The sequence below is a fragment of the Micromonospora kangleipakensis genome, assembly GCF_004217615.1.
Classification (GTDB): Bacteria; Actinomycetota; Actinomycetes; order Mycobacteriales; family Micromonosporaceae; genus Micromonospora; species Micromonospora kangleipakensis.
Genome location: NZ_SHLD01000001.1, coordinates 1782497 through 1800888, shown reverse-complemented (window position 1 = coordinate 1800888; position 18392 = coordinate 1782497). Strand labels below are relative to the sequence as shown.

The window sequence follows — 18392 nt, the reverse complement described above, 5'->3', positions numbered from 1 at the left end:
CTGTGACATGGGCCGTGCCGCCATCTTGCCCTACCTCGCAGCGCCATTCTCCGCACCGGGTGCCGCCCAGGGGGCATGGCCGGCCCACACGCCCGACCCGGCGGGTATGTGGACCGGCGTCAGCCGGCGCGGTGGGCCTGGATCGCCCGACGCTTGGCCAGCCGGTGCGCCCGGCGGATCTCCGCCTCCCGGAACCGCCGCTCGTCCTCCGGGGTCTCCGGCAGCACCGGCCGGACCGCCCGCGGCGCGCCGCCCACGTCCACCCCCACGAAGACCAGGTACGCGGTGGCCACCCGGACCGGCTCGTCCTCGGCCGAGTCCCAGCGCTCGGCGACCACGCGCACCCCCACCTCCATCGAGGTGTTGCCGGTCCAGTTCACCTGGGCGTGCGCGTGCACCAGGTCGCCCACCCGGACCGGCTCGGAGAAGACGATCTCGTCGATCGAGGCGGTGACCGCGGTGCCGCCGCTGTGCCGCGCCGCGGCCGCTCCGGCCACGTCGTCGACGAACTTCATCAGTACCCCACCGTGCACGGTCCCGTACAGATTGACATCGACCGCGGTCATGATGCGGCTGAGCGTGACCCGGGAGTACGACGTCGGCTTGCCCGCCGGCACGGTGGAGGGATGATCTGTCATGCCGAAAACGGTACGGTGCGCGGATGCGACATCTCTGGAGCTTCCTCGCCGGGTTGGTGGTGGCGCCCGTCACCTGGGGGCTGGTCACCCTCGGTCAGGACGGGTCTGGACGTACCGTGCACCGCTGGGTGGAGATCGGTACGTACAGCACGCCCAACCTGATCGAGCCGGCCGTCTACCTCGGCGTCGCCGGCATCCTGCTCGGCCTGCTCGGCACGCTGCGCTTCTCGCCGCTCGGTGCGCTCGTCGCCGGGCTGCTGCTGATCGCCCCGTACGTCGGGATGTTCATCGCGCCGTTCACGGTCCGTGACTGGATCCCTGACGGCTGGAAGGTGCTCGGCGACCCGCTGCCGCTGCGCCAGCCGGTGGAGAACGGCACGCTGTTCCTGATCGGCGTGCTGCTGCTGATGGCGGCGCTCAGCGTGCAGCGCTGGCGGCGGTGGCCGGCGGCGACGGCACCGGCCGAGGCGGAGCTGACCTCGGCCGCCAAGCCGGCCGAGAGCACCTTCGGCCTCAGCGACTGGCCGCCGTCCGGCGCCCGGGACACCACCCCGCCCACCCTCGGCTATCCCGACCCGACCCCCACCGAACCGCTGCCCCGCCGGAGCACCGGCGAGTCGCCGTGGTCCGCGCCACCGCGCGCCACCACCCGACCGGAGGGCACGACCGAGATCCGCTGACCGTCGCGGGCGGGCCGGTGACCCCGGCCCGCCCGCCCTAACGGTTCCGCCCGGTCAGCCCTTGAGCAGCTGGCGGGCCATGACGATGCGCTGCACCTGGTTGGTGCCCTCGTAGATCTGGGTGATCTTGGCGTCCCGCATCATCCGCTCGACCGGGTAGTCGCGGGTGTAGCCGTAGCCGCCGAGCAGCTGCACCGCGTCGGTGGTGATCTCCATGGCGGCGTCCGAGGCGAAGCACTTCGCGGCCGCGCCGAAGTAGGTCAGGTCCGCGTCACCGCGCTCGGACTTGCCGGCCGCCGTGTAGGTGAGCTGCCGGGCCGCCTCCAGCTTCATGCCCATGTCGGCGAGCATGAACTGGATGCCCTGGAACTCGGCGATCGCCTTGCCGAACTGCTTGCGCTCGCTCACGTACCCCTTGGCGTAGTCCAGCGCGCCCTGCGCGATGCCGACCGCCTGGGCGGCGATGGTGACCCGGGTGTGGTCCAGGGTCTTCATCGCGGTCGCGAAGCCGGTGCCGTCGGCGCCGATCATCCGGTCCGCCGGGATCCGGACGTTGTCGAGGTAGACCTCGCGGGTCGGGGAACCCTTGATGCCCAGCTTCTTCTCCGGCGCGCCGAAGCTGACCCCGGCGTCGGACTTCTCCACCACGAAGGCGGAGATGCCCCGCGAGCGGGCTGTGGGATCAGTCACAGCGAAGACCGTGTAGTACTCGGAGACCCCGGCGTTGGTGATCCACCGCTTCACGCCGTTGAGCACCCAGTGATCGCCGTCACGCACCGCACGGGTCGTCATCGACGCGGCGTCGCTGCCCGCCTCCGGCTCCGAGAGGCAGTACGAGAACATCGCGTCGCCCGCCGCCACCGGTGTCAGGTACTTCCGCTTGAGCTCCTCCGAACCGGCCAGGATCAGCGGCATCGTGCCCAGCTTGTTGACCGCCGGGATCAGCGAGGACGAGGCGCAGGCCCGGGCCACCTCCTCGATCACGATGGCCGTGGCCAGCGCGTCCGCTCCGGCGCCGCCGTACTCGACGGGGATGTGCGGGGCGTGGAAGTCGGCCGCCCGCAACGCGTCGTACGACGCCTTCGGGAACTCACCGGTCTCATCCGCCTCAGCCGCGTGCGGGGCCACCTTGGCCGCACAGACCTCACGGACCGCCTCCCGGATCGCCTCGTGCTCCTCCGGCAACCGGTAGACGTCGAACGACTGCTCTGCGGCCATGTTGGCCCCTCCCCTTCACCGCTATCATGCCCAGTCTGTAGCGCCTGAGAACCGCCGACCGCGCAAAGTGCAGGATAGCGACCGGGGTTCTGGTGCTCCCTACCGCCGCGTAGGCTCGTGCGTGACAGGCGTCGACGCCGACCGGCGACCACAGAACGTCCCCCCAAACCGGTGCCCGGCCAGGCGCCGCAGCCGAACGCGACGCAAGGAAGCGCCGCCAGTGCGAGCGGAGAAACAGGCGTGACGATCCCCTACCCGAACACCCAGCCGGTGCCGGCCATCGCCGCGGTGACCCCGCCATCCGGCGCGGCCCGGCCCCGGGTGACCTTTCTCGGCACCGGCTACCTCGGTGCGACGTACGCCATCTGCTACGCGGAGCTCGGCTACGAGGTGCTCGGCTTCGACGTCGACGCCGACAAGATCGCCAAGCTGAACGCCGGCGAGGTGCCGATCCACGAGCCCGGCCTGGACGAGCTGCTGCGGCGCAACCTCGCCGCCGGCCGGCTGCGGTTCAGCACCGACATCGCGGAGACCGCCGAGTTCGGCGACGTGCACTTCATCTGCGTGGGCACCCCGCAGCGCGCCGACGGCATGGGCGCCGACCTGTCGTACGTCGAGCAGTCGGTGACCAGCCTGGCCCAGCACCTGACCCGCAAGGCGCTGATCGTCGGCAAGTCCACCGTCCCGGTCGGCACCGCCGAGTGGGTCGAGCAGCTGGTCGGCAAGCACACCCCCGCCGACCTCGGCGTCGAGGTGGCGTGGAGCCCCGAGTTCCTCCAGGAGGGCTTCGCCGTCGACGACGTGCTGCGCCCCAACCGGATCGTGGTCGGCGTCAAGAGCGAGTGGGCCAACGGCATGCTCTACGCCGCCCACAAGGGCGTCTTCGACCTGGCCGCCACCGAGGACCGCGAGGTCCCCCTGGTGGTCACCGACTTCGCCACCGCCGAGCTGGTCAAGGTCGCCGCGAACGCCTTCCTGGCCACCAAGATCTCCTTCATCAACGCGATGGCCGAGGTCTGCGAGGCCGCCGGCGGCGACGTCACCCAGCTGGCCCGCTCGATCGGGTACGACCCCCGGATCGGCAACCGCTTCCTTCAGGCCGGTCTGGGCTTCGGCGGCGCCTGCCTGCCCAAGGACATCCGGGCCTTCCAGGCCCGCGCGCAGGAGCTCGGTGCCGGCGAGGCGCTGCGCTTCCTGCACGAGGTCGACCTGATCAACCTGCGCCGCCGGACCCGGGTGGTCCAGCTCGCCGCCGAGCTGCTCGGCCGCCGCTCCGGCCCGGCCGGGCCGGACCTCTCCGGCACCCGGATCGCCGTGCTCGGCGCCACCTTCAAGCCGAACACCGACGACGTCCGGGACGCCCCGGCGCTCGCGGTCGCCTCGCTGCTCGGCAAGGCCGGGGCCGACGTGCACGTCTTCGACCCGCAGGGCACCGAGAACGCCCGCCGGGCGGTGCCCGAGCTGACGTACGAGGAGGCCATCACCGACGCCGTCAGCGGCGCCGACCTGGTCTGCGTGCTCACCGAGTGGGCCGAGTTCCGCAACGCGGACCCGGTCGCCCTGGGCGAGCTGGTGCAGGGCCGGAAGGTGGTCGACGGGCGCAACTGTCTCGACTCCACACTGTGGACCCAGGCGGGTTGGGAGTACCGCGGCATGGGCCGCCCCTGACCCCGACCCGACGCGTACGGCCGGCCGTGGAGCTGCTCCACGGCCGGCCGCTTCTTTTTGTTGCCCCCGACGCGGCGGCAACTGTCGAAATCCGCGCCCGGTCAGGGCATGCTTCGACAGTGGAGGTCCACACTGCGGGCCGGCCGGACGGAGGGGTGTCGTGCAGACCTTCAGATGCGCCTCGTGCGGGCGGGAGATCAAGCCGGCCATCATCTGCCCGCACTGCGGGGCCGACCAGCCGCAGTGGGCCGAGCACCTGGCGGAGATCGAGCGCTCGATCGCGGAGATGAAGGCGCGGGACGCCGAGATCGCCCGCGAGCAACGGCAGATCGCCGCCAAGATGCAGGCCGCCCTCTTCCAGCGGGACATCCTCGCGCACGCCGGTGAGGAACGCATCAAGCAGGCCACCCGGCCCCGCCGGGTGCTGCGCCGCCGGACGGGCCGCCGCCCGCCGACGGCCGCCACCGGCGCGCCGCCCCGGGTGCCCCGGCAGGGCACCCCGCCACCCGGCCCGGACGACCTCCCACCGCCGCCGCCCCGGTCCACCGCGCACTGGCTCGACGTGGACGACCCGGAGCACCCGCCGGAGGCCTCCTCCCGCGAGGTGCAGAACATCCCCCTGGGGCTCGGCGCGCTGCTGCTCGGCGTGGCCGCGGTGGTCTTCGCCGCGGTCGCCACCAGCTCGATGGACGCGTTGGCCCGGCTGGGCGTGCTGCTGGTCGCGACGGTGCTGATGCTGCTCGCCCCGCCGGTGCTGGCGCGCCGCGGCCTCACCTCGACCGCCGAGACGATCGCCGCGGTCGGCCTGCTGCTGGTGCCGCTGGCCGGGTACGCGCTCTGGGCGGTCGACCGGATCGGCGGCGGCGCCTCGGGCGCGGTCTTCGCCGGGTCGATCTTCCTGGTGACCACCCTGGTGTCCTTCGGGTACGCCCGCGGGACCGGGCTGCGCGCGCCGCGCTTCGCCACCGTGCTCGCCGCCCAGCCGGTGCTGCCGCTGCTGGCGTACGACCGGATCACCGGGCCGACCGGCTGGGCGCTGGCGCTGACCGCGGTCGCCGTGGTCGACCTCGCCCTGGCCCGCTCGGCGGTGGTCGTCGAGCGGCCGGTCCGGCGCAACCTGCCCACCCCGCCACCGGCGACGCCACCCAGGCAGCGCGCCGCCGAGGGCCGCCCGGAGGGGGACCCCGAGGAGCCCGCCGAGGTGCTCGGCGCGGAGGCGCCGGATGCCCCGGCGCCCGGACCGGTCCGGCCGGTGCCCTGGCTGGGCGAGCTGACCTGGGTGCTGCACGGTGCGGCGGTCGCGGTCGCCCTGGCGTACGCGGTCACCGCGCTGCTGCGCGCCGACACGGTGCCGGTCGCCACCGGCACGGGCGCGGTGCTGCTGCTCGCCGCGCTGGTGGGGCTGGCCGGGACGCTGGTGCTGCGTCGAGCGCCGCTGCCGGACGTCGGCGCCGGCATCGTCACCCTCGCGGTGATCGGCGCGCTGGGCCGGATCGCCTCGGTCGCCTTCCCCGGCCGGTCGCTGCTGCTCATCGCGGCGGTGATCACGCTCACCGGGCTGGCCGTGCGGGCCGTACCGGAGGCGGCCCGGCGCGGGCCACAGCTCGCCTCGGCCGTGGCCCTCACGGTCAGCGGCCTGGTGGTGGCCGGCGGCGCGCTGCGGGCCGGGCTGGCGCCGGTCCGGGCGGCGCTGCCCGCCTGGGCGGCGGACCTGGACCGGTGGCACGCCACGCTGGCGGCGGCGGTCGGCCCGACCGGCTGGCAGCTCGCCGCGAGCGCCTTCCTGCTGACCGTCGCCGCGGTGGTCGCCCTGCCACCGGAGATCCGGCGCGAGTTCGCGGTGCTCGGGGCAGCGCTGACCGCGCTCGCCGTACCGGCCTCGCTCGGTCTGGGTTGGACGGCCGCGCCCTGGCCGATGCTGCTGACCGCGGTGGGCGTCGGCGTGCTGGGACTCTCCGCGGACAGCGGACGTTCCGCCGTGGTGCACGCGGTCACCGCGACCGGGTTGGGCCTGTTCGGCGCCGGGGCGGCGCTCTCCCGCCCGGCGCTGACCGCCGCCGCGCTGACCACGCTCTTCCTGACCGGCGCGCTGGTCTCGCTCGCGCCCCGGCTGAGTATCGCCCCGGCCGCGGCGGAGACGGTCTCCGGCTGGGCCGCCGGCGGGGCGGCGTTCGCGCTGCCGGGGGCGGTGGCCGCGTTCGTCGCCGCCACGGTGCCCACCGACCCGACGCCCACCCCGGCGAGCCTGCGCGAGGTCACCGTCCCGGTGCTCGCCGCGAGCTTCCTCGGCGTCTGCGTCACCCTCGGCTACGCCGCGATCCGCCAGGTGGCGCAGCGGCACCTCAGCCTGCCGCACGCCGTGGGGACCGGGCTCGGCGCGCTGGCGGTCGCCGCGGCCGCGTTCGGCGCGCCCGGCACTACCAGCGCCGACGCCTGGGTGGGCGCGCTGCTGCTCGTCGCCGCGGTGCTGCTCTTCCTCGCCCCGTCCATCGACCGGGGTCGCCGCCCCGACCTCTCGTTGGACGGGTCCGACCTGGCCGCCGCCGCGACCACCGTGGCGCTGATCGCCACCCTGGCCCGGATCGCCGCCGTGCTCGCGCCCGGTGGGCAGCTCGTGGTGGCGGCCGCGCTGGTGCTGGTGGTCGCCGTCGCGGCGCGGGCGATGCCCGAGGAGTGGCGGCGCGGACCGATCCTCGGCATCACCGTCGGCGGCACGCTGATCGGCCTGATCGCCGGCTGGACCGCGTTGCGCGGCGGGGTCGGCGTGCTGGCCACCCCGGGGCCGATCTGGGCCGGCGACCTGACCGGCTGGCCGGCCGCGCCGACCGGCGGGGCGACCTGGCAGGCGCCCGTCGCGCTGGCGCTGCTGGCCGTCGCCGCCGGCATCCTGCTGCCGACGCCCTGGAAATACGACGTGGCGGGCGTCGCCGTCGTGCTGGCCACCATCGGCACCCCGGCCGCCTTCGACCTGCCCTGGTGGTCGCCGGTGCTGGTGGGCGCCACGGTCGCCACGATCTTCGGCATGGCGGCGGTCGCGGCGATCGACCCACGGGCGGCGCTGTCCCGGGCCACGGTGGCCGGGGTCGTCGCCCTGCACGCGGCCGGCGCCGGGCTGGTCCGGCCGTGGACCACCGCGCTGGCGCTCGGCAGCATCGCGCTGATCGGCGTGGTGGTGGCCGCCCTGGCCCGGAGCCTCGCGCCGCCGCTGGTGGAGGACATCGAGACCGACGGGATGCCGCCGCACCTGGTGCAGGTGGGCGGCGCGGCGGCGGGCGCCGCCCTGCTCGCGCTCCCCGGCGCGGTGGCGGCCCTGGCCGCCGAGTTCGAGCATTCCCCGCAGGTGGTGGTCACCGCCGCGCTGGCCGCGTCCAGCCTCGGCCTGGCCGCGGTGGCGGTGGTCCGCCGGCAGGTCCCGCAGTACCTGCCGTACGTGAGCGTGGCCGTGGTCGGGGGCGCGACGGTCAGCGCGGTGGCCGCGATCGTCACCGGCCTGCCCTCCGGGGTGTACGCGGCCGCGGCGGCGCTGCTCGGCGTGCTCGCCGAACTGGTCCGGGCGGCCACCACCCCGCCGACCGGCTCGGCCCGGCCGGTACGCCGCTGGTCGGTGCTGCTGGACGGGGCGCTGCGCCGGTTGCCGGACGACGGGGCGGAGCGGCGCTGGCGGGTCAGCCCGGCGGCCGGGGCACTCGCCGCGGCGGTGCTGCCCACCACGCTGGCGCTGGTGACGCTCGCGCCGCCGCTGCTGGTAGCGCTGGTCGAGCCGTTCCGGTCGCTGTCCCGCGTCTGGCAGGGGCCGCCGCCGGAGCTGCTCACCCCGCCGGCGGACGCGATCGACCCGACACACGTGCTGACCGCGCTGCTGCTCACCGTGACCGCCGCGCTCGCCGCCACCGGGTTCAGCGGCGGCCGGCGGTCCCGGGCCGTGCCGGTGGTGCTGCCCGGCGCCGCGGTCACCCTGCTGATCACCCCGGTGGCGCTCGGCCACGGCTGGCCGGAGAGCGCGCTCGCCGGGCTGATGGTCTTCACCATCTCGATGCTCGGGCTGGCCCTGACCCCGCCACCGCCGCTGGTCGAGCCGGCGCGGTCGCTGCGGGTGGCCCGGGTGCTGGTCTTCGCGATCGGGCTGGCCGCCGGTGGCGCCGGGCTGGCCGGCAGCCTCGCCACCCGGGAGCTGACCCTCTTCACGCTGGGCGGGGCGGTCGGCGTCGGCGTGGTCGCCGCGCTCTTCGGCACCACGCAGCGGGCCCGCATCCTCGGCTGGCTCTTCGCCTCGCTGATGGCGCAGCTCTTCGTGCTCACCCTCGGCCTGGTGGTCGGGCTGGCCGCCGTCTGGTCCGCGTTCGGCGTGCTGGCGGTGGGGGCGGCGCTGCAGGTCTTCGCCGCCACGCTGCCCCGGCTGCGCCGCCCGGAGGCGTACCGGGAGGCGGCCACCGTGGAGTGGAGCGGGTACGCCGCCGCCCTCATCGCGCTGGCCCTGGCCTTCGACTCCCCCCGGCACATCGCGGCGCTGCTGGCCGCCTGGGGCGCCGTCCTCGGGGTGGCCGCGGGCCGGCCGGGCCGGCGGCCGGTGGAGCGGCGGATCCTGTTCTGGGCGGTGGTGGCCTGCGAGATCAGCGCCTGGTGGATCATGATGCGGGTGGCCGACGTGGCGCTGCCCGAGGCGTACACGCTGCCGTTCGCCGCGCTCGCCCTGGTGGTGGGGGTGATCGAACTGCGCCACCGGCCGGACCTGTCGAGCTGGATCGCGTACGGACCGGCGTTGGTGGGCGCGTTCGTGCCGACCCTGGCCATCGTGCTGGCCACCGATTCCAGCATGCTGCGGCAGGTGCTGCTCCTGCTCGGCGCGGTGGCGGTGCTGATCTTCGGCTCGACCAGCCGGCAGCAGGCGCCGGTGATCGTGGGCGCCACGGTCACCGCGATCGCGGCGGTGCACGCGTTGTTCAGCCTCGGGCCGTGGCTGGTGCTGATCCCGTTCGGCTTCGTGCTGCTGGTGCTCGGGGCGAGCAACGAACGCCGCCGCCGCGCCCAGGAGCGCCTGCAGACCGCCCTGCGCGGCATGCGATGAGTCGGAGGGCCATGCGGCGTGACTGCCGTGTTGCGCAGAGCGGGCTGGCCGGGACCGTGAGCGCGGCGGGCCGGCCGGGACCGTGAGCGCGGCGCGGCGGGCCGGCCGGGACCGTGAGCGCCGGCAGGGCGGTCCCGGGCACGGCGGTGGACCTGGCTGGGTGGGTCAGCCGAGGGAGGCGCGGAGCGCGGCGTCCTTCTCGGCGACCAGCTCCGCCAGGCCCGCCTGGTAAGCGGCCATCCGCTTCAGCAGCGCCGGGTCCGAGGCGGCCAGGATGCGCACGGCGAGCAGCCCGGCGTTGCGGGCGTTGCCGATCGACACGGTGGCCACGGGCACGCCAGCCGGCATCTGCACAATGGACAGGAGCGAGTCCATCCCGTCGAGATACTTGAGCGGCACCGGCACGCCGATCACCGGCAGCGGGGTGACCGAGGCGACCATGCCGGGCAGGGCGGCGGCGCCGCCCGCACCAGCGATGATCACCTTGAGGCCGCGGTCGGCGGCGTTCCGGCCGTACTCGATCATCTTGACCGGCGTGCGGTGCGCCGAGATCACCGCGACCTCGTACGGCACCTCGAACTCGTCCAGCACCTCGGCGGCGGCCTTCATGGTCGGCCAGTCGGAGTCGCTGCCCATGATCACTCCGACGGTGCTCACGCTGGCCTTCCTCTCGTTCGCGACTGCGGGGCTCGCAAGCTCACTCCTCGCGCTCACTGTGTCCCTCGCGCAGCCAGCGGGCGGCCCGCGCGGCCCGCGCCCGTACGTCGTCCAGGTCGTCCCCGAGCACCGTGACGTGCCCGATCTTGCGGCCGGGGCGCACCTGCTTGCCGTACAGGTGCACCTTGGCGCCCGGCTCGGCGGCGAAGAGGTGGTGCAGCCGCTCGTCGATGGAGATCCCGCCCGGCTCGCCGCCGAGCACGTTCGCCATCACCACCACCGGCGCGGTCAGCGAGGTGTCCCCCATCGGGTAGTCGAGCACCGCCCGCAGGTGCTGTTCGAACTGGGAGGTCCGGGCGCCCTCGATGGTCCAGTGCCCCGAGTTGTGCGGACGCATCGCCAGCTCGTTGACCACCAGCCCGGTGGGGGTCTCGAAGAGCTCCACCGCGAGCAGGCCGACCACGTCGAGCGCGGTGGCCAGGTCGATGGCGAGCTGCTGGGCGGCGACGGCCAGCTCCTCGGGCAGGTCCGGAGCGGGAGCCAGCACCTCCACGCAGATCCCGTCCCGCTGCACGGTCTCCACCACCGGGTACGCGGCCACCTGGCCGAACGGCGAGCGCGCGACCTGCACCGCCAACTCCCGGCGCAGCGCCACCCGCTCCTCGACGATCAGCGAGGTGCCCCCGGCCAGCAGGGTCGAGCCCAGCTCGGCGGCCTGCGCCGCGTCGTCGATCAGCCAGACGCCGCGTCCGTCGTAGCCGCCCCGGGCCGCCTTCAGCACCACCGGCCAGCCGACCTCGTCACCGAAGGCGACCAGGTCGGCCGGCTCGACGACCGGTCGCCAGGCCGGGTTCGGCGCGCCCAGCTCACCGAGGCGCTCACGCATCACCCGCTTGTCCTGCGCGTGCAGCAGCGCGTCGGCCGGGGGGAAGAGCTTCACCCCCTCGGCGGCGAGGGCGCGGATGTGCTCGGTCGGCACGTGTTCGTGGTCGAAGGTGACCACGTCGCAGCCCTTGGCGAAGGTGCGCAGCGCCGCGAGGTCGGTGTGGTCGCCGTACTGGACGTCGGCCGCTACCAGCGCGGCGCCGTCGTCGGGGGCGAGCGCCAGCACGCGCAGCGACTGGCCGAGGGCGATCGCGGCCTGGTGGGTCATCCGGGCCAGCTGACCGCCGCCCACCATGCCGACAACAGGCAGTCCGGTACGGGAATCCATAGCGCCGCCAGCCTATCGGGGCGGGCGCCGGGCCTGGCCCGGAGGGCGGGATCATCCCGCCGCGCGTACCACGACCCGGCGGGGGGCGCGGGCCAGCTCCCGGGCGGTACGCCGGGCGATCAGCACCGAGCCGATCGCTGTGGGCGCGAGCCAGGCGACCAGGTTGCCGTCGGTCATCTGCACGGCGAAGCCGGTCACGAAGGCGATCACGGTGCTGCCCATCAGGTTCAGGTGCCACACCCGCCAGCCCCGGCCGCCGAGGCCCCACGGCCGGCGGCGGGCGAACCAGAGCCCGCCGAGCAGCCACCCCAGGGTCAGCACGCCGAGGATCGCCAGCCCCCAGAGTCGGGCGGGGTCGAGGGCGAAGAGCCCCAGCGCGCTCAGGCTGAGACCGACGGCGGCCACCGCGTAGACGCGGCCGAGCAGGGTGTGCCGGCCGCGACGCTTGGGGGCGAGGAGGATCGGCAGCGCGAGCAGCAGCCCGGTGGTACCGCTGACCGCGTGGATGAGGACGAGAACGGTGTGCATGACCCCTCCCCGCGACCTCCCACTGTGGGAGGTCGATGGCTTCATCGTGCGACCTGACACAATGGGATGTCAAGCGAATACGCGAAGGAGCACACCCCCATGCCGGACCGGCCGTTGAACGCCACCGCCGCCTCCCTGCTGGGCTTCCTGCACGACGGCCCGATGACCGGCTGGGACCTGGTGACGGTCGCCGAACAGCGGATCGGCGCGTTCTGGTCACTCACCCAGAGCCAGGTCTACCGGGAGCTGAGCGCGATGGCCGCCGCCGGACTGGTCCGGGCCGGCGAGCGCGGCCGCCGCGACCGCCAGCCGTACGAGATCACCGAGGCCGGCCGGGCCGCCTTCGCCGAGTGGGCCGCGCGGCCGCCGGCCGAGGAGACCATCCGGTTCCCCCTGCTGCTCACCGTGCTCTTCGGCCGGCACCTGCCGGCGGACCGGATGGCGGCGTTCCTGGCGCAGCACCGGGCGGCGCACGCCGATCGGCTGGGCGGCTACGAGCAGGTCGCCGCCGCGCTCCCCGAGGACGCGGACACGGTCGACCCGTACTCGGTGGCCACCCTGCGCTTCGGGCTGGCGTACGAGCGGGCGGTGCTCGACTGGTTCGACGCGCTGCCGCCCGCGCTGCGCGACCCCGCCACCGAGCCGCGGAACACGCCCGGCACGGAAGGCCGCCCGACCGGCGACGCGGAGGATTGACGGCCACGCCGGGCTGGGATGATCAGCTCATGACGACCCGCGAGACGTTGCGCGCACTGCCCGTGCTGGCCCACCAGATGCCGTCCTTCGACCCGGCCGGCGCGCCGGCGGAGCCGATGACGCTCTTCGCCGACTGGCTCACCGAGGCCGTCGCCGCCGGCGTGGACGAGCCGCACGCGATGACCCTGTCGACCCTCGACGCCGACGGCGCTCCGGACGCCCGGGTGCTGATCCTCAAGGACCTCGACGCGACCGGCTGGCACTTCGCCACCAGCGCGATCAGCGCCAAGGGTCGCCAGCTCGCCGCCGACCCCCGGGTCGCGCTCACCTTCCACTGGCGGGAGCAGGGCCGCCAGGTCCGGGTCCGCGGCACCGCCCGCGCCGCCGACCCGGCCGTCTCCCGGCGGGACTTCCTGGCCCGGCCGGAGGGCTCCCGGATCGCCACCCTGGCCGGCCGGCAGAGCGCCGTCCTCGCCGACCGGGCCGAGCTGGACCGGGAGCTGGCCGACGTCCGCGCCCGGCTGGCCGCCGACCCCGAACTGGTCGCCGAGTCGCACACCGTCTACGCCGTCGTGCCGGCGTCGGCGGAGTTCTGGCAGGCCGACCGGGAACGCCGGCACGTCCGGCTGCGCTACCGCCGCGCCGAGGGCGGGTGGGAGCGCGAGCTGCTCTGGCCGTGACCGGCCGCCGGGTCAGCCCAGCTGGGCGACCAGGTCGTCGACCGAGGTGACCGGCCGGTCGCAGACGAAACCCCGGCAGACGTACGCGGTGGACCTGCCGTTCAGCGCCGGCCGGTCGGCGAGCAGCGGGACGCCCGGCTGGTCGGTGCGGCCGGCCACCGTCACCGCGCCGGGCGGGGCGTACCGGTGCGCCGCGGCGACCAGCGGGTCATCGGCCGGGTCGTCGGTGACCACCGCGATCTCGTACGGCCCGGAGAGCAGCGCCTCGCCGACGGTGGCCGCGTAGCCGGTGAACCGGGCGTGCCGGCCGACGATCGGCGCGACGGTCGACAGGGCCGCCTCGGCGGCCTCCCGGTACCGCACCTCACCGCTCAGCGCCGAGTACGCCACCAGCGCCGCGACGACCGCCGACCGCCCGGACGGGGTGGCGTTGTCGGTCGGGTCGGCCGGCCGGGTGACCAGCCGCTCGGCGTCGTCGGCGGTGTCGAAGAACCCGCCGTCGGGCGCGGCGAACCGGGCCAGCGCGACGTCGAGGAGCTGGCTGGCCAGCTCCAGCCAGCGCCCCTCGCCGGTGAGCTGGTGCATGGCGCAGAACGCCTCGGCCACGCAGCCGTAGTCCTCCAGCACGCCGGCCGGCTCGCCGACCACCCCGTTCCGGGAGACCCGGCGCAGCCGCCCGTCCACAAGGTGCACCTTCGCCAGGTGCTCGGCGGCGTCCCGCATCGCACCGTCGGCGACGATGGCGACCCCGTCCATCAGGTTCGCGTCCTCGTCGTCGGGGGACGCGTAGACGGCGGCGACCTGGAGGAACTCGGCGATCGCGGTGATCGCCAGGCCGTTCCAGGCGGCCACCACCTTGTCGTCGCGGGCCGGCTGCGGGCGGGCGTCCCGGGCGGCCAGCAGCCGCCCGACCACGCCCTGCCAGCGTGCGCGCACCGCCGGGTCGGCGTCGTCGACGTCCCGGGCCAGCCGCAGCACGCTCATGCCGTGCTCAAAGGTGCCCTCGTCGGTGACCGCGAAGAGGTCGGCGGCCCAGCGGCCGTCCTCCTCGCCGAGCGCCTCGACGAGCTGGGCCGCCGTCCAGGCGTAGGTGAGCCCCTCGACGCCCTCGGTGTCGGCGTCCAGGGCGGAGGCGAAGCCCTCCCCCGGCTTGTGCAGCTCGTCGGCGAGGAACCGGGCGGTGTCCCGGGCCACCCGTCGGGCCAGCCGGTCGCCGGTGAGCCGCCAGAGCTGGGTGTAGACCCGCAGCAGCAGCGCGTTGTCGTAGAGCATCTTCTCGAAGTGCGGCACGGTCCAGTGCGCGTCGACCGAGTAGCGGGCGAAGCCGCCGGCGAGCTGGTCGTTGATGCCGCCGCGGGCCATCGCCTCGCAGGTGTGCCGGACGATCTCCAGGCTCTGCGCGGAGCCGGTGCGCTGGTGGTGGCGGAGCAGGAAGAGCAGGTTCATGTGCGGCGGGAACTTCGGCGCCCCGCCGAAGCCGCCGTTGGTCCGGTCGTACTCGGAGGCGAGCTGCGCGGCGGCGGCGTCGAGCAGTTCGGCGGTGAACGGGGCGGTGAGGCCCCCGACGGCCTGGGCCCCGCCGATCGCCTCGACCACCGCCGCGCCCTGCTGGAGCACGGCCTCCCGCTGGTCCCGCCAGGCGGTGGCGACGGAGCCGAGCAGCCGGATGAAGTTCGCCCGGGGGAAGTAGGTGCCGCAGAAGAACGGCGTGCCGTCCGGGGTGGCGAAGACCGTCATCGGCCAGCCGCCCTGGCCGGTCATCGCCTGGGTGGCGGTCATGTAGACGGCGTCGACGTCCGGCCGCTCCTCCCGGTCCACCTTGATCGAGACGAAGTCGTCGTTCATGAGCTGGGCGACGCCCTCGTTCTCGAACGACTCGTGCGCCATCACGTGGCACCAGTGGCAGGCCGCATACCCGACCGAGATGAGCACCGGGACATCCCGCCGCTTCGCCTCGGCGAACGCTTCCTCGCACCACGGCCACCAGTCGACCGGGTTGTCGGCGTGCTGGAGGAGGTACGGCGAGGTGGCGTTGGCGAGTCGGTTCACCCGACGACCATATCCAGCGCGCTTCGGCGACGCTGCCGGAGCGGACCGGTCGAGCCGGGACCGCAGCCCCGGCCCGACCGGCTCCGGTCACTTGGTGAGGGTGACCGCCGAGGTGCCGCGCCGGGTGAACTCGCGGAGAGTCCCGAACGACCACGTCGGTGACCGCCTCGGCCGTGCCGCGCTCGAACCGGACGTCGGAGGGGTAGGAGCCGGCCGACCAGGGCACCTGCTGACCCGGGGCGCACGGGACGGAGGTGGACGACCCCGCCGGGGCGGTGCCGGTGAGTCAGGAGGCGCCGTCGGCGCGGAGCGGGAAGACGTTGCCGGGGGCGGTGTCGAGCAGCGACCCGAGGACGGCGTTGATCTTGTCCGCCGGCATCGGCTTGAAGAAGTGGTAGCCCTGCGCCGCCGTGCAGCCCAGCTCGGCCAGGGCGGTCCGCTGCTCGGCGGTCTCCACCCCCTCGGCGACCACCCGCAGCCCCAGCTCGTGGGCGAGCCCCACAGTGGTCCGGACGATCGCCGCCGCCTCCGGCGAGTCGGCCATCCGGATCACGAAGGAGCGGTCCACCTTCAGCTCGTCGACGGCGATCCGGGTGAGGAAGGTCAGCGACGAGAAGCCGGTGCCGAAGTCGTCGACGGCGAGCTGCACCCCCATCGACCGCAGCGTGGCGAGCACCTCGTCGATGACCTCCAGCTCGCTCATCACCACCGTCTCGGTGATCTCCAGGACCAGCCGGCGCGGCGGCACCTGGTGCCGGCGCAGCGCCTCGCCGATCTCCGCCGGCAGCCGGGGATCGAGCAGGCTGCGCGCCGACAGGTTCACCGAGATCGGCAGGTCCAGCCCCTCGCGGGCCCAGTCGGCGGCGACTGCGAGGGCCTTGTCCAGCACGTACCGGGTGAAGGCGCCGAGCTGCTCGCTGTTCTCCACGGGGCGGATGAAGTCGGACGGGCCGAGCCAGCCGCGGCGCGGGTGCCGCCAGCGGATCAGCGCCTCCACCCCGGTCGGCGCGCCGGTGGCCAGGTCCACCGCCGGCTGCAATGCCAGCACCAGCTGATCGTCGGCCGCAAGCGCCTCCCGCAGCTCCGCGAGGAGCGCCAGGTGGTCGGTGCTCGCGGCGTCCCGGGAGCTGTCGTACGCGGCGACGCTGCCGCCGCCCTCCTTCGCCTGGTACATCGCGATGTCGGCCCGGCGCAGCAGCTCGGTCAGATCGGCGGTGCCCGCGTCGGCGACCACCACGCCCACCGAGACCTCGACGGACATCCGTACGCCCGCCACCTCGGTCGGCGCGGCGAGCCGCTCGGCGATCTCCCGGGCCTGCCGCAGCGCGTACGCCATCGGCGCGGCGCGGTCGCCGACCACCGGGACCGCGGTCAGCAGCAGGGCGAACTCGTCCCCACCGAGCCGGCCGAGCAGGTCACCGGGGCGGGCGAGGGCCGCCAGCCGGTTGGCGGTCAGCCGCAGCAGCTGGTCGCCGGCCGCGTGCCCGAGCGTGTCGTTGACCTCTTTGAACTGGTTGATGTCGAGCAGCAGCAGCGCCACCGGGTGGTCGTGGGCGAGCTGGCGCAACGCCTGGTCGCCCTGGTCGAGCATGGCGGCCCGGTTGACCAGCCCGGTGAGCTGGTCGTGCGCCGCCGCGTACAAGGAACGCTCGGTGACCAGCCGCAGCTCACGGTGCGTCGCGGCGTCGTGCAGGGCGGCGGCCAGGGCGTCGCCGAAGGCGGCGACGGCGTCCCGCTCCCGGGCGCTGGGCGGGGCCGACCGGGCGAAGTGGACCCGCAGCTCCCCCACCCCGACGCTGCCCACGGTCAGCGGTCGGACCAGCTCGTGTTCGGCCGGCTCGGTGCTCCCCGGCGGGTCCACCTCGCGGTCGCGCAGCTGGCCACCGAGGTCCGCCCGGTACCGCCACCACCGGCCGTCGCCCCGGGCGACGTTCACGTCGACCAGTTCCGCACCGAAGAGGGTGAGCGCGCCGGACACCGCGGCGGTCGCCACGCCCCGCTCGTCGAGCTGGTTGAGGGCGGCGGTCGCCTCCGCGAACGCTTGCCAGGTGCGCCGCTCCTGGTCGGCCCGGAGCCGGTGGCGGTACGTCTGCTGGAGCAGCCAGAGCGGCGGCGGGAGCAGCAGCAGCCAGCGGGCGTCGAGCTCCAGCAGGGTGACGACCACCAGGCCGACGGCCACGTTGCCGACGAACATCAGCAGCTTGCCGCGGAGCGCGGCGAGCAGCGGCGGTCCGATCGGGACGCCGTGCCGCAGCGCCAGGGTCGCCCCGCCGAGCCAGCCGCTGGTGAGCAGGTAGGTCACCGAGCTGGCGGTGAGCGCGAGGGCGAGCGCCGGGGTCGGCGCGGCCAGCAGGGGCCGGCCCAGCGCGCTGGCGATCGCGACGGCGAGCGCGGTGGCGGCGGTCAGCGATCCGGTGATCCGGACGAGCTCCAGCGCCGGCCGGCGGTCGGTGAGCAGGGACATGGCCGTCCAGGCCGTCCCGGCGCCGAGCAGGGCCGCCGCCGGCAGCCAGCCGGCAGGTACGAGGTACAGGCAGACGATGAGGGCGGCCTCGCCCCAGGTGATGCTCACCATCCCGGCGGCGGTCCGGAACCGGAGCCGGGCGAGCTGGGCGACGGCGAACGCGGCGACGGCGATGCCGAAGCGGGCCGGGGCCGGTAGCGCGTCGTCCGACGGGAGGGACACCGGGACGGTCAGGCCGACGACGGCGGCGGCCAGTGCGGTGACCCCGACCGCGGCGGTCAGCAGGAGCACCCCGGTCGGCGTGCCGCGCAGGCCCAGCCGATCGGGAGGTTTGCCGTCCCGGCCCGAGGTCACGGACCCACCCCGTCCGCCGGCACACCGGGGGCACGGCGGGTGGCCGCCGCTTCGACGGTCATCGGCGCCCCCCTTCCGCGCACGGCTCGGGGACTTTCGGTCCCCCGGCGGAAGGCTAAGCCAAAGCCGGTGGTCGCAACAGGGGGCGACGACCGGCTTCGACGTGAATCACGCGTTGACTACCCGTTCCGGCGCTGCTGGGAGCCGTTGGGTGCGTCCGTGGGTGATTCCTGCGCCGCGGTCCCGTCTGTCGGATCGACGACTGTCCCGTCGGTCCGGCCGAGGTCCGCCGGACCGGCCTGCTCCGGGAACCGCTCGGGCAGGCGGCGCAGTCGGGCGTTCATGTTGCGGATCAGCAGGATGGTGACGGTGGCCAGCAGCACGATGAGGAAGAGGCCCATCGGCCCGGCCAGGCCACCCGTGCGGGTGTCACCGAAGTTGTTCTCCGCGAGCACCTGGGCAGTGGTCAGCATGGCGTTCCT

13 protein-coding genes are annotated in these 18392 nt (G+C 74.8%); 5 read left to right on the top strand and 8 right to left on the bottom strand.

Going from position 1 to position 18392, the window contains the following annotated elements; all coding sequences use genetic code 11:
* Positions 1 to 119: 119 nt before the first annotated feature.
* Positions 120 to 638, bottom strand: a complete 519-nt coding sequence (locus tag EV384_RS08765; protein WP_130331825.1) for an acyl-CoA thioesterase — start codon at positions 636 to 638, stop codon at positions 120 to 122.
* Between the two features lie 23 nt (positions 639 to 661).
* On the opposite strand from EV384_RS08765, the gene EV384_RS08760 reads away from it, so the two are divergent.
* Positions 662 to 1318: a hypothetical protein gene (locus tag EV384_RS08760; protein ID WP_130331823.1), complete on the top strand. Its 657-nt coding sequence runs from the start codon at positions 662 to 664 to the stop codon at positions 1316 to 1318.
* Between the two features lie 54 nt (positions 1319 to 1372).
* Here the strand turns inward: EV384_RS08760 and EV384_RS08755 are convergent, their stop codons facing one another.
* Entirely contained in the window at positions 1373 to 2536 is a 1164-nt protein-coding gene (locus tag EV384_RS08755) for an acyl-CoA dehydrogenase family protein (protein ID WP_130331821.1), read from the bottom strand.
* A 240-nt stretch (positions 2537 to 2776) separates the two neighbouring features.
* Between EV384_RS08755 and EV384_RS08750 the strand changes: the two genes are divergently transcribed.
* Positions 2777 to 4204, top strand: a complete 1428-nt coding sequence (locus EV384_RS08750) for a UDP-glucose dehydrogenase family protein (RefSeq protein ID WP_130331819.1) — start codon at positions 2777 to 2779, stop codon at positions 4202 to 4204.
* A 160-nt stretch (positions 4205 to 4364) separates the two neighbouring features.
* A complete protein-coding gene (locus EV384_RS08745; protein WP_130331817.1) occupies positions 4365 to 9269 on the top strand; it encodes an SCO7613 C-terminal domain-containing membrane protein in 4905 nt (1634 codons plus the stop codon).
* Between the two features lie 165 nt (positions 9270 to 9434).
* Here the strand turns inward: EV384_RS08745 and purE are convergent, their stop codons facing one another.
* Genes purE through EV384_RS08730 form a run of 3 tightly spaced genes read right to left on the bottom strand, consistent with a single transcriptional unit; the run spans position 9435 to position 11667 of the window.
* Entirely contained in the window at positions 9435 to 9926 is a 492-nt protein-coding gene (gene purE, locus EV384_RS08740; protein ID WP_130331815.1) for a 5-(carboxyamino)imidazole ribonucleotide mutase, read from the bottom strand.
* Between the two features lie 40 nt (positions 9927 to 9966).
* Positions 9967 to 11139, bottom strand: coding sequence for a 5-(carboxyamino)imidazole ribonucleotide synthase (locus EV384_RS08735; RefSeq protein WP_130331813.1), 1173 nt, complete (start codon positions 11137 to 11139; stop codon positions 9967 to 9969).
* 51 nt (positions 11140 to 11190) lie between these two features.
* Complete coding sequence (locus tag EV384_RS08730; RefSeq protein WP_130331811.1) at positions 11191 to 11667, bottom strand: hypothetical protein; 477 nt, start codon at positions 11665 to 11667, stop codon at positions 11191 to 11193.
* 66 nt (positions 11668 to 11733) lie between these two features.
* Here EV384_RS08730 and EV384_RS08725 point away from each other — a divergent pair, with 66 nt between their 5' ends.
* Positions 11734 to 12363, top strand: a complete 630-nt coding sequence (locus EV384_RS08725; RefSeq protein ID WP_207232268.1) for a PadR family transcriptional regulator — start codon at positions 11734 to 11736, stop codon at positions 12361 to 12363.
* Between the two features lie 29 nt (positions 12364 to 12392).
* The gene (locus EV384_RS08720; protein WP_130331809.1) at positions 12393 to 13043 is read left to right on the top strand and encodes a pyridoxine/pyridoxamine 5'-phosphate oxidase; all 651 of its coding nucleotides are present in this window, start codon (positions 12393 to 12395) and stop codon (positions 13041 to 13043) included.
* Positions 13044 to 13055: 12 nt separating this feature from the next.
* On the opposite strand, the gene EV384_RS08715 is transcribed toward EV384_RS08720, so the two are convergent.
* From EV384_RS08715 to EV384_RS08705, 3 genes are all read right to left on the bottom strand, one after another.
* Positions 13056 to 15092 carry a thioredoxin domain-containing protein gene (locus EV384_RS08715; RefSeq protein WP_130331807.1) on the bottom strand — a complete coding sequence of 679 codons (2037 nt, stop codon included), beginning with the start codon at positions 15090 to 15092 and terminating at the stop codon, positions 13056 to 13058.
* A gap of 286 nt (positions 15093 to 15378) precedes the next feature.
* On the bottom strand, positions 15379 to 17874 hold the full coding sequence (locus EV384_RS08710) for a putative bifunctional diguanylate cyclase/phosphodiesterase (protein ID WP_242624448.1): 2496 nt from the start codon (positions 17872 to 17874) through the stop codon (positions 15379 to 15381).
* Positions 17875 to 18089: 215 nt separating this feature from the next.
* Complete coding sequence (locus EV384_RS08705) at positions 18090 to 18383, bottom strand: hypothetical protein (protein ID WP_130331803.1); 294 nt, start codon at positions 18381 to 18383, stop codon at positions 18090 to 18092.
* Positions 18384 to 18392 lie beyond the last annotated feature (9 nt).